The 12,489-nt window shown below is 45.1% G+C and carries 10 protein-coding genes; 4 read left to right on the top strand and 6 right to left on the bottom strand.

Annotation, left to right across the window (positions count from 1 at the left end; all coding sequences use genetic code 11):
* Position 1: 1 nt before the first annotated feature.
* Positions 2–781, bottom strand: a complete 780-nt coding sequence (locus EIZ48_RS26250) for a hypothetical protein (protein WP_160658166.1) — start codon at positions 779–781, stop codon at positions 2–4.
* Positions 782–989: 208 nt separating this feature from the next.
* Here EIZ48_RS26250 and EIZ48_RS26245 point away from each other — a divergent pair, with 208 nt between their 5' ends.
* Entirely contained in the window at positions 990–1,850 is an 861-nt protein-coding gene (locus EIZ48_RS26245) for a helix-turn-helix transcriptional regulator (protein ID WP_160658164.1), read from the top strand.
* Positions 1,851–2,670: 820 nt separating this feature from the next.
* Here EIZ48_RS26245 and EIZ48_RS26240 read toward each other — a convergent pair.
* Positions 2,671–5,370 carry a hybrid sensor histidine kinase/response regulator gene (locus EIZ48_RS26240; protein WP_160658162.1) on the bottom strand — a complete coding sequence of 900 codons (2,700 nt, stop codon included), beginning with the start codon at positions 5,368–5,370 and terminating at the stop codon, positions 2,671–2,673.
* A 103-nt stretch (positions 5,371–5,473) separates the two neighbouring features.
* On the opposite strand from EIZ48_RS26240, the gene EIZ48_RS26235 reads away from it, so the two are divergent.
* Positions 5,474–5,956 (top strand): hypothetical protein, encoded by a 483-nt coding sequence (locus tag EIZ48_RS26235; RefSeq protein WP_160658161.1) that lies wholly within the window; start codon positions 5,474–5,476, stop codon positions 5,954–5,956.
* A gap of 4 nt (positions 5,957–5,960) precedes the next feature.
* Complete coding sequence (locus tag EIZ48_RS26230) at positions 5,961–7,013, top strand: hypothetical protein (RefSeq protein ID WP_160658159.1); 1,053 nt, start codon at positions 5,961–5,963, stop codon at positions 7,011–7,013.
* Between the two features lie 147 nt (positions 7,014–7,160).
* Here EIZ48_RS26230 and EIZ48_RS26225 read toward each other — a convergent pair whose 3' ends face one another.
* Entirely contained in the window at positions 7,161–8,066 is a 906-nt protein-coding gene (locus tag EIZ48_RS26225) for an ROK family protein (RefSeq protein ID WP_160658157.1), read from the bottom strand.
* Between the two features lie 224 nt (positions 8,067–8,290).
* Here EIZ48_RS26225 and EIZ48_RS26220 point away from each other — a divergent pair, with 224 nt between their 5' ends.
* Complete coding sequence (locus EIZ48_RS26220; RefSeq protein ID WP_160658156.1) at positions 8,291–8,506, top strand: acetyltransferase; 216 nt, start codon at positions 8,291–8,293, stop codon at positions 8,504–8,506.
* Between the two features lie 116 nt (positions 8,507–8,622).
* Here the strand turns inward: EIZ48_RS26220 and EIZ48_RS26215 are convergent, their stop codons facing one another.
* The 3 genes from EIZ48_RS26215 to EIZ48_RS26205 are packed head-to-tail and all read right to left on the bottom strand — an operon-like array spanning position 8,623 to position 12,210.
* Complete coding sequence (locus EIZ48_RS26215) at positions 8,623–9,210, bottom strand: PqiC family protein (RefSeq protein ID WP_160658154.1); 588 nt, start codon at positions 9,208–9,210, stop codon at positions 8,623–8,625.
* Entirely contained in the window at positions 9,210–10,856 is a 1,647-nt protein-coding gene (pqiB, locus tag EIZ48_RS26210; protein ID WP_160658153.1) for an intermembrane transport protein PqiB, read from the bottom strand. Before pqiB ends, EIZ48_RS26215 begins: the two co-directional genes overlap by 1 nt.
* Positions 10,857–10,896: 40 nt before the next feature.
* Positions 10,897–12,210, bottom strand: a complete 1,314-nt coding sequence (locus EIZ48_RS26205; protein WP_160658151.1) for a paraquat-inducible protein A — start codon at positions 12,208–12,210, stop codon at positions 10,897–10,899.
* Between the last annotated feature and the right edge of the window lie 279 nt (positions 12,211–12,489).

Genomic DNA, 12,489 nt, shown 5'->3' with positions numbered 1-12,489 from the left:
ATTAATCCTGTTTAAATACAGGAAGGAAGGCTTCCTGCTCCATAAAATGACGAGTTTGGTTCATGAGATCAGCTTCTTCGTTTAAACCAAGATCTCGAGCCAGCATTATTGCCTTAGCCAAGTTAGTACCATTTTTTGGTTTGAGCTTAAATTTGCTTCTAAATGGTTCCCACTCAATTGGGGCCAGCCAAACGCATTGAGAAAAAGAGGCTTTAAGAGTGTTGAATATTGTTAATCCCCCTAATTCAACATCTTGCGCGCAGTATATTTCATCATAAATCGATAGAAATGGCGTATTCAGATGATGGCATATTTGATTGCCAGAACCGAAAATAATGTCTGAGTTTTCAGCCAATAACGGATGACCAATTAACTCTAGAAACTCCCGATATCGATAGAAATTTTCAATATTCTCTATAAGAACCGCCCGCTGGCCAATAAGCTTTCCTTGGGTTTTGTAACCATTGGCATCAGATACAACCACAAAAGGAACCTGTGACTTAGTGGTGCTGTTCAAAACTAACACATGGGCGAAACTACTTGGAAAAGCATGCGAGCGTCCCAAATGTGATGAGCCTACTCTATCGCTTACCTCTGGTTCAAAAAGCGCGCTATGTCTCTCTTCATCAAGCACCTCCATTTGATGGCCATCCCGAACACGAGTAGCACTATAGATTTTTCGCCATTCATTCATGTCTGAGAATGGTAAGCACTTGATAAAGCGAGCTAGGTTGATCGAATCTCCCTGCGAAATTTTGTTGAGATATTGATTCAGTTTCATTTCAGTATGTCCAAATTCATTAGATACCTAACGCTAAACATTCCATGGAATCTCTATATAACAGGCAAACCGACTTATTTAGGGGCTTTGCTCATTTTAATACACACCCTATTGACGGGCGTAAAACACCCAAATAATATGACGTCACTAGCGACAGGTAAATACTGATTACATATACATGTAGCATAATTAGACAGGATTAACACTGATGAATAAATGGCCGATACGCTGGGATCTTTTACTTCGCTATAGATTGGTCGAAATTATCGCCCTATGGGAGGGCAGGCTCACGACAAATCATCTAATACAAAGTTTTGGGATTGGTCGGCAACAAGCTTCTAAAGACATCAACAGTTACCTAAATGATATTGCCCCTGGAAGCCTTATATACGACAAGTCGTTAAAAGGCTATAAACCTAGTAATTCCTTCATACCAAAACTAACAAGCGGCCATGCTGATGAATATCTACACATACTTGCCCGCAGTGAAGATATCACTATCACTTTTGGTGAACTTGACATGGGGTTTGAGAATACCTCCATGGTTCGCCCTATCACTCGCAATATTTCACCTCAAGTTCTTCGCCCACTCATTCAGGCAATCCGAGAAAAGAAACGTGTCGATATAAGCTACACATCACTAAAAGATGGAAAAGAGGTCGAACGCATCATTTCACCTCACACCTTAGTTTGTACTCCATTACGATGGCACGTTAGAGCTTATTGTGAACACGCAAAAGGATATAGAGATTTTGTGTTAAGCCGGATTCGGAACATACCTGATGTCAACGACAAAATGATTATGGGAATAAACCAAGATAAGCTATGGAATACAAAAGTTACTGTTGAGTTAACACCAGACTCACGCTTTACGGCTGCTCAAGCAGCTGTCATTGCCAATGATTATGGCATGAATGACAACGTCCTTCAGATTCCGACTAATGCGGCATTAGTTCGCTATGTCTTAGATACTTACAATATTGATATCAACGTTTTGGATTCAAACCCAGAGGGGCAACAAATCATCATCAATAACTTCGAAGAGTTGAGGCTATATCTTTCTTACTGATTTTTGACCTGACTTACCCAATACCATTTAAATAAACTACCAAGCAGATAATTTACAGGGTCCTATTACAGCGATATAAGTAAAAGCAATTAAGAGAAAATAACGCTATTGCTGGCTATTACGTCTTTGCTGGGAGTATGACGTAGGCTGCAAAACTGCGGTATTTGCCAATTAGGTGGGGTTATAAAAAGAGCGGGCGCGACATTCGTCGCGCCCTTAGGTCTTACTTGCAGCATTCCCGCTACTATGGTGCTCCCTGCATCATTCCATGATTTTGCTGATTCCTTCAGCTTAGTCCTTTTTGTCTCTTTCCTAGAGATGTCCTTTCGGTCATACCTTGACCCGTCGAAGCATCCTGTCTCGACTCTCATCTCCTTCCTGGAGGTGTCCCTTGCTTCATCCTGAAGTAGTCCGTTTTGTCATCCTGACTAGCAAATTTCCTATTTGCTATATCGGTTCCGTCCGATTGTCCCTTCACAGTCCATGTTCGATAAATCTTCCTGATCTACCGTCCTCATCCTGAGGTTGCCAATCTCCCTGGCATATTTCCTGTTCCGTTCCGTCAGTTCCTTCCGACGGGGTAAAGATTACGTTATTTTGAAATCTAAGCAACACACGAAGTTCACATTTTTCTGCCTCAACTTCAGCAAAACTGACAACACATAGCTAAGCGATTGATAATTCTCAACTTTATTTTGATTGCGAGAGAGTCCTACAACAATCTTTCACATCTCCCACGCCTTTGTAAGAGATCTCTCACAAGACACCACGCTAAAATCGCCTCCCGACATCTAGCTTTACCTGCAAAAATCCTTGTGAATTATGCATATTGAGTCAAAGATTCCAGTTTTTCTAGCAACACTTCTTTCTTAAACGGCTTGGCAACATAATCATCCATTCCAGATTCATAACACTTGGCAATATCTTCATCCAGTACACTGGCAGTTAAAGCAATAATGGGCAATCGACCAGAGATCTTACTCTCTTTTTCCCAGTTTCTGATTTCCTCAGTTGCCGTAAAGCCATCCATAACCGGCATCATACAATCCATCAAAATAGCTGAGTATTGCTTACCTTGCCTGATCGCGTCCACGGCCTCCTGCCCATTGTTCGCGACATCATAACCGAAGCCCGCCTTTCGCAAGAACAAAGAGGCAACCTTCTGGTTCACCAAATTATCCTCGACAATCAATATGATATTTTCTTCATCATCAAAATGTTCAGTAGCCACCTGATGTTTGTCTGCTGTCGGAGAAGTCTTCTGTTCTGGCTGCACTTTATCCGATTTAACTGCAAGACTTGGTTCAACAACCTTTACTGCCGCCTGAATGGCTTTAGTAAAACGCTGACCGAGGAGAGGAAGCGTAATCACACCATCTATTTCTGAACCGAAGTCGTGTAATGTATCGCCATGGCTACTACATATCACTAAAGCGGCCTGTGGAAAGTGCTGCCTGATCATTGGTATCTTTTGTTGTGTCAGATCCAGAGACTGCTGACAATATATAACGAGGCTATAGTTGCTTGAGGTCAAATCCGTCGCTAAGAGATCGGCACCAACCGATACGTCTATCCCCCACTTTTGACACTCCGCCCGGATAAGCGCAACGGCCTCGTTATCACTTCCAACCAACAAACAGCGCAAGCCATTGAAACTTTGGGAAGGAGTAGCAACCACATCAATATCTACTTCCAGCGTAAAGCTAAAAGTACTGCCAGCTCCTTTTTCTGACTTCAGTTGAATATCTCCCCCCATCAATTCAACGAGCTGGCGGCAAATAGCCAAACCAAGACCAGTCCCACCAAACTGACGAGTAATGGAGCCATCTTCCTGAACAAAAGGTGCAAAGACTTGCGATTGTTTATCCTCTGCAATCCCAATGCCCGTATCTATGACGGAAAAAAGTAAATCGGCTTTATTGTCCGGTTTGAGCAGACAATCCACGGCCAACGTCACACTTCCCTCCGACGTGAATTTAACGGCATTAGACAACAGGTTCATCAGCACCTGACGAAGTCGGTGCTCGTCGACAACCACACTGTACGGTACATTCGGTGCAATCTTCACCTGTAAATCGAGTTTTGACTCAGTCGCCCTCGCCATCACGATACTCATAGTGTCATAGACAACTTCACTGACATTGCATTCATTAGGCGCAAGTACCAGGTTGCCAGACTCTATTTTTGACAAATCTAATATATCATTGATTAGTAGCAATAAAGTTTGCGAGGACGTTTCTATAGTCTGGAGATACTCAGCCTGAGAAGGAGAGAGGTCAGTATCAGCCATAATACCCGACATGCCAATAATGCCATTTAGAGGGGTACGTATTTCATGAGACATGTTGGCCAAAAAAGAGCTTTTTGCCATGTTCGCCTTCTCGGCGGTTTCTTTAGCTTTCAATAAGTTAGCTTGGTTTACACTGCGTTCTTCGATGAGTACATTCAACTGGCGTGTAAAGACGGTAAATTCATCATTGCCATCTTCTTTTATCCGCAAGTCGCTATTATTCTGCTGTTCAATATTAGCCATGGTCTTTAAGATATGACCAAGATAAGAAATAACACGTCTAGCCAAGTTTGAACCAAGATAGCCCATGATCAGCAAAGAGAGGACAATAACGGCTAAATAGACAGTCATCAGTTGCTTTGACTTGGATATACAATCATTCACTTCGTAAATTAACTGCGCACTCACCTCGTTGACAACAAATTGAATTAAGCGAAAACGCTCATTAAACGCTATCATACCTGCTGAAATATCTTTATCTGACTCTTCTCCTGCCAATATTTCGCTACGTAATTTATAACTCTCTGAAAAAGCCGGATTTGTAAATGTTCTGCTGAGTAGATCAATTTGCTCTGGTGTCGCATTAATAGATAAATAACGTTCGATAAACAGTTGCTGCCTTTCTATCACCGAAACTAATAAGCTTTGATAATACTCATCTCTTGTAGCTTCATTGTTTAGCAAATGTACATACCAGTTTTCTTGCTGAGCCCAAATTTGAAGCCATTTTAACTGGTAGAGAATAGATAGGTTTTGTTCAATCTGTTCATCGCCCACAGTAAGGCTGCTTTTCTCCAATTGCTCCAGAGACTGCCCAACGAGATCGGAAGCCCAGTCTGACCAATCAGTCACATCCTCCTTGGCAACGCCTTCAAAATCTTGAAGAACCTCAATCATATCCGACGCAACAGCAGAAGCTTCAACCTGCTCGGCAGGCTCAAAAGCGACAGTAAGCAAAGTCGAATATTGTGATGCAGCTTCAATAGCCTGATCCTTTTCATCAAGCACATCCGCTGACTCCAATCGACTTGTCCTCAATTTGTGAACCAATGTCCCAAAAGTCGATATTTCTTCAAGTAACTGAACTCTTGCGCTCAAACTATTCAAAGAGTGGACTTTATTATAGAGTTCACTAAGCTCTACGCCTGTAAAAATGGAGGAAAATGTTAGTGGCAACACCACTAGACAGAGCAGCCTTGTCTTTATTGATATTCTATTTAACAGGCTCATACCTTCTCCTTGAACGTGAACCTTTGCATATGTCCATTTGTAGTCACATCAATGTATACTATTATTTATATTAGGATTATTTTAGGATAAATGGAATTTTTTGATGTGCAATGGACTGAACACTCAAAGTTTTATTTCCCTTTTTGCTGCAGGGATAATGTTCTTACTGCCTTCATTTTCTAGTTTTGCTAACGATAGCAATGGAAAAGATGTCGAGTTTGCTGTTTTTTCACTAAATGATGAGATCCCGTCCCTCAGTAAAAGTAAGGCGAGAATGCTTTATAAGGGGAGAACTAAAAAATTAAATGGCAGTATTAAGATTGTTTTGGTTGATTTACCCACTACATCCATACTCCGGGAAGATTTTTATAATATGTTACTGGGCAAATCCATTTCCCAGATGAATGGATATTGGGCAAGCCTGTCTTTTTCCGGAAAAGGGACGCCACCAGAAGAGCTCAACAGTGACGATATAAAAGATATTATCGAATGGCTGAACAGGAACCCTAACGGAATAGCCTATGCACCTGTCAGTGAGGTCCCGGAAAATGCCAATATTCTTATCACAATCTTACAGGGAGAGTAAGATTATGAAGACTTCAATATTCATTCTTATACCGCTTATAGGCATTTCTTTTGCCTCAAACGCCGCAATTAAAGTAACCGATAACTTCTCTGTCGGCGGCTTTGGCTCTACCTCAATAACCAAGTCGGATAACAGCACGCCGCTCTTTGTTCACAGAGAGATTGACGATAGTACCTGCTATGACTGTGACACCACCTTTGGCCTCCAAGCTGATTTAAGCATGACTGATGATATTAATGCCTCTCTGCAAATCGTTAAGCGCCCGCAGGATAATTGGTCTGATCCCGAAGTGGAGTGGGCCTACCTTGGCTATCAGTATGAGGACTTTTCATTCAGGGGCGGTCGCCAGCGAGTCCCCTTATTTCTTGTCTCTGAATACTACTATGTTGGTCAAGCCTACACTTGGGCCAGGCCACCGCAGGAAGTCTACGACAGCCTTATGGGCTTCACTTTCTACGACGGCCTTTCTGCAGCCTGGCAAAGTGATATTTCCGACGAGGCAGCTGTGACAGCGTCACTTTATTATGCCTTCGAGCACGAATACAAAACTGAACTGGGTAACGATAAACTTACCTTTGATACCGATAGAATTGCCGGGGCGTCGGTTGAACTGAGCGGTTTTAACTACCGAGTGCATTTAGGCTATGCGCATGTGAAATTCACTCAGTTGCCTGCCGCCACGCCAACAGCGGAAATCTTAAATGTCTATACCCTGGGCGGCGAATACTCGCATGACCAATGGCAGTTTATGGCCGAAGTTCAGAACGACCAGATACAAACGAACTGGTATGTCAGCGGTGCCTACAACTACGACATGTTTACCCCGTACCTGGTGTATGCAGAAAGCCACCACCGTAGACAATCACAAAGCCTTACCGCCGGCTTGCGCTACGATATCAGCTACTCCATCTCGCTGAATGCCGAATGGCAAGGTGTCTTTATGGATAGCAGCAGCTACGACAAATTTGGGGCTGGTGCCTTTATCTCGCCCCCCAAGCTCACCGGAGAAGACAAAGATGCGCAGTTATATACTCTAATGCTTAATTTTGTTTTCTAACCTTATTTTCTAAACCACTAGACTCCGCACAAGCTAACCTTCATATAAAGAAGAGGCAATCAGCCTCTTCTTTTTTCTTACTCTTTCAACATTATTCCACACTACAAATAGCGCTTTTCTCAACGTGCCAACGTGTCGTACACAGAGCTACTTGACCAGCATTGCCGCTCCAAACACGCCAGCACTATCACCGAGCGCTGGTTTTACTATTTGGGTTTCAAGTACCGGGTTGAACAGATGGCGTAGGATTGCCTTGGGGCCGTATTCATAAAGTACGTCAACATTGCCGACACCGCCGCCCACAACAATCACATCCGGATCGATGACATTGATGATTTGAGCAACAGCAAGGCCGAATTTCTCAATCAGTCGAGTCAAAGTGTGCTGAGCGTAACTATCGCCGGATTCGGCCAACTCAACAATCTCTGGCAAACTCGCCGACTGATTGGCCAGTCGTTGATAATAGCTCTCCAGCCCTTTGCCCGAAATAACCGTTTCCAGACACCCGGCTTTACCGCAGTAACACGGATCGCCATTGGCCTCGAGGACGTTATGGCCCCACTCGCCCGCAATACCATGTCGGCCATTGATCAGCTTACCGTTCACGACCAGGCCAGAGCCGACACCTGTGCCCATAATAATACCGAAGACCACTTCGGCATCGGGTTTGACTTTCGGCACGATACCCAGACAGGTCTCGGCCAACGCGAAACAGTTAGCATCATTTGCCAGTTTCACTTCAGTCTGCAAGAGGCTTTCAAGATCTTTATCCAGCGGCTGGCCGTTCAAGGCTGTCGAGTTGCAGTTTTTCATCACACCGGTTTGCGGATCTAAAGTGCCCGGCGTACCGAACCCGACACAAGCCGGGTATTCACCCACTTCTTCCGCACATTGATCAATGAGCCGTTTGATCCTCTGCAAAATATGCCGATAGCCTTTGTCTCCTTCGGTCGCAAGACGCTTGCGCAACACACACTGATCATCCTTATAAGACATCACTGCACACTCAATCTTGGTCCCGCCAAGATCGATGCCCCAATAATAACGGCCCATTTCAACTCCACTGGTTATATCTAGCGATAACATTCAATTTGGATAAATTGACATAGTAAAGCCTGATTAAAAATCATTGTGTTAGACGTGATTCTAAATATGTGATTGAGAGCAAGTGAATGGCCACTGTCGAAGCCAAGCGCATTAACCGCCAATTACAGCAAAATCGACCATACTTAAACCGTTAAGCGAGAAATCATTACGAAATAGTGGAGGCTCTCGGTATGTTTTTGAAAGAGGCGCGGACTGGAGATTTAGTCGATGTTGTAGATATGGCATCACTGATTAATCCTTTCTCACAGAATGTCACTGTTCAGTTCCAATCAGGGGAAGATCTTGCCGATCCTGTCGCAATCGACAAACAAGAGCTGGCTTTCCCTTCAGGGGAGGAGCTTCCCGAATGCTGGGTAAATGGCTATTACCGCTTCCAGCATAAATAACAACCCAACTCGCCATCGGGCGGCGATTAACTTCGCTCGGCTAGGTGGCGAGAATACCTTCTTAGTTGACTTCATCCTGAAAGCTTAACCTTCTCAGAAGCTGTGGGGTTCAAGGGCTAGGTTTTCATAGTGAATAACGCTATTCGCTGAGCCATTTGGGTCGTTAACCTGTTAACAGCTTCTGATAGAGCTTTCACCTGCGCATCGTAGCCGTCACGCTCCAGCGGGACTTGAAAAGCAAACGGATAGACCCCCTGAAGCGCACCTTTCGCATCGATCAACAACCACTCACCGCTAACCTTAGCGACTCCGGTATAATGGCCATTAAACTGATTCACTTTTACTTGAAGCCTCGGCACCCCCATTGTTGATAAGGCAGGCGTTAGCTCCGTCGACCAATACGTAGATTGCTTCTGGCGAAGGTCGTTGTTTATTCTGCGTGTCAATTGTTCGCTGATACTCTCCGCCCACAAGTTTTGTTGCGCCTGTACTACCTCGGTATCACTAAGCTGATAAACCAGTCCAGTGCCTGATAAGTGCTCGGCCATTTCCACCGGGCGAACCACCAGCAAAGGCTGATTTGTAGCAATCGCAGACGTGACGGTCTGGTTTCCGGAAGGTAGCAGATAAGTATTGCTGACAGCTTCTGGCTGACTGCTGCAACCAACAAGTAATCCTCCCAATATCATTAACCAGTTGCGCATTATTTAATCCCCCCGACGGGAATAGGATCTTTGGCCTTTTCTCCCGAAAAAATCAATGAATTTGGCTTGTCATTTATCTGCCGCAATACCGGCTGAAGCTCTGTCATTACCTGTTCAAATCGTGACAAAGCCTGTTCCAGATTACGATACGGTTCGGCATCCGGTCCAAAACCATCTAAGGTATTCTGAATTTGCTGCAGGCTGTTACGGACTTCGCTGGGAATAGCCTGAGTATCCTGATTCGCCAAAATCACAGCCAGCTCGTTCGCCATTTTCTCAGTAGCCAGCAACGTTTTCTGCGAAGCGTTCAGGCTGTTATTCAAGCTTGCCAGGGTATCTTCAACCGGCAGGTTATTTATCTTGCTCAGAATAGCGCTGATTTGTTTTTGAATTTGAGCAAATCCACCAGCCTTGGTCGGAAAAACATCATACTTACCATAGCGTGGTAATTCAGGCAGCGGTTCTTCCGGATAGAGTTCGGTATCAACCAACAGTGCCCCTGTTAGCAGGTTGCCGGTCTTCAAAGAGGCACGGAGCCCGGCCTTAAATTCTCGTTCAAGATTCTCTTTCAGCTGTGGCAAACTATCAACATCGACATGTTCGTATATCCGACCCAATTCGATGCGAACCAAAACCGGAATCTGCTTACTTGCAAAGCCGCTCACAGCCCGCGGCAGTTCCAGCGGGACTTTCCTCACGGTCCCAATGCGAATCCCTCGGTACTCGACAGGAGCACCTGAATTTAAACCTCGAACCGATTCATCGAACAACATGACATATTCGAGGTATTCATCAAAAAAGCGCTCTCTGACCTGCTTGAGATTGTTGTAGAGCCGAAACCGGCTCAACTCCTGAGTGATCAACTCTCCCGGCTCATTGCCTCTTGGCACCCTGAAGCTGACCCCGCCGGTGATCAGAGACTCGATCGAACCTATTTTAAAGTTGAATCCTTCTGCAGACATCTGCAAATCCACGCCGGATGTTAACCAGAAACGGGTTCGCTTGCGGATAAGACTGTTATAGGGTTCGAAAATGAACAGCTGGTAATTGGCTTTTTTGGCCTCGGGATCAAAGGTTACTTTCTCTACCCGCCCGACCGTAAAACCTTCATACAACACCGGGTCTCCCACTCCAAGCTTGCCGGCTTCGTTATGATAGAGAACCAGCCTGATCCCCTTAGCATCAGGTGGGGCAACAGGCGGCACTTCCAACACCGTAAACTCGAGTTTTTCCTTATCTTTGACACCCGGCTGAAGTTGGACATAGGCACCGGACAGTAGCGTCTCAAGCCCGGAGACCCCCTCTTTACCAATCCTAGGTTTTACCACCCAAAACAAAGTATCTTCCTTGAGCATACGAGCGGCATCTTTGTCTATCTGCGCTGTGGCAATAATGGCACTGTAGTCATCATTTAAGCTCACATCCGTGATAATCCCGACCCTGACATTAAGTGCCTTAACCTCGGTTTTTCCGATCTCAATGCCCTCGGCAGTACTTAACAACAAGGTAACTTCCGGCCCCTTGCTCATCATATATTGAGCGAGCATCCAAATGCCGATTGCCAGTGCAATCACCGGAACAAGCCAGATAGAAGAAATCTGCTTGATATCCTGAACTTCAGCTTTTTCCTGCTTGTTATCACTCATAGTTGGCTTCTCTTTATTATTAATTACCACAGCCCGTCTCTTATGATGCCTGCTCGTGATTGCTCGAAGAGGTAGTCGGCCCATCTTCTGTCCAGAAGATCCTTGGATCAAAGGTCATTGCCGACAACATGGTTAAAATAACAACACTGGCAAAAGACAGTGCTGCCGGTCCCGGAAAAATAGCCATCAAGTTCTGTAGCTGCACCAAAGCCACCAGAATGGCGACAACAAAAATATCAATCATTGACCAGCGACCAATCAACTCGGTGATCCGATAAAGCCTTAATCGCTGAATCGCCTGTCGGCCGTCAGTTGAACCAACAGCCTGTGCTTTCATGTACAGCCAGAACAATGCGAAGATCTTGGCAAGCGGAATAATAATGCTGGCCAGAAAGATAACCGCGGCAATCGGGTACGAACCTAATTGCCACAGCAGAACAACCCCCTCCATGATTGTCGAGCCCTCCGAGTTACCCAAACTGACAGTGAACATCATCGGGTACAAGTTAGCCGGAACAAAGAAGACGACGGCGGCAATTAATAATGCCCAACTTCGTTGCAGACTCTGCTGAGGGTGATAGGGGTGCAAGATACTATGACAGCGGCAACAACGAGCATGAGAAACTGCCGGCATCGGATTAAGCTGGGCGCAGGTATGACAGCCGACATGATTAGCCGATTGGTGACTATCGCCAACCTTTAGCCCAGGCAAAGGCAACATCGGGGCAAACTGCAACCATAACCACGTTCTGTCTACCATGGACACGCATTTCACAACCAGCAGCGTATAGAAACAAAACGCCCAGAATGACATTCCCAGGCCGATATCAGCCAATGATGCAATCTTTATCAGGCTGACCAAAACCCCGATAAGAAAAACATCCACCATCAGCCAGGGCTCGATAACGGTCATGCCCCGGCACAGACGCTTCTCGAACATACGAACTGATTTCGTCCCAGTAGTTAATGATAGCTTCTTGGCAACCCAGTAGAGGTACAGCACGATGGTGATATAAACGGCAGGTAAGATGACCACTGTCAGCAAGAGCAGTGCCGCAAGTAAACTATTTTTGAAATTGCTGAGCATTTTTGCAGCATGAAGCAGGGTGATCTCCTGACTGATCCCCTGCACACTGAAAGACATAAACGGAAAGCTAATGCTGAGTACCAGCATAATCAAACAGGCGATACCATACGATAACGGCCGCTGAAAAGGCTGGCTGATATGTTTTGCCAATGTGTGCCCGCAACGTGGGCAGGAGGCTTTCTGCCCGTCAGTTAATACAGGCAGTTCTGTCACCAAGCCGCACTCTTCACAACCCACCAGCACTTTAGATGCCTGTTGCTCGCTCATTCTCAGCCTTTATCTTTGCTCTTATCCACTGAGTATAGAAAATCTCAGGGAAATGCCCGTGTAAAATTGAGATAAAGCCTTGATATAAAGCTGATAGATGCAAGAGTCTATATACCCAAGCTACCTCAAGGTGCTCGTTTCAGCGAGAATTACTTGGCTACTAGGCTAGGCGCCGATTTGAAGATCTAGTGGCTCTAAATCAATAATCGGTAACAACGCATAGAAGCCAAGTAAACTCGCCCTTTGGGAGTGAGCCAGCGAACTCATTTCTGTGTCAAA

Source organism: Photobacterium alginatilyticum, from assembly GCF_009910675.1.
Classification (GTDB): Bacteria; Pseudomonadota; Gammaproteobacteria; order Enterobacterales; family Vibrionaceae; genus Photobacterium; species Photobacterium alginatilyticum.
This window is presented reverse-complemented; position numbering and strand designations above follow the sequence as displayed.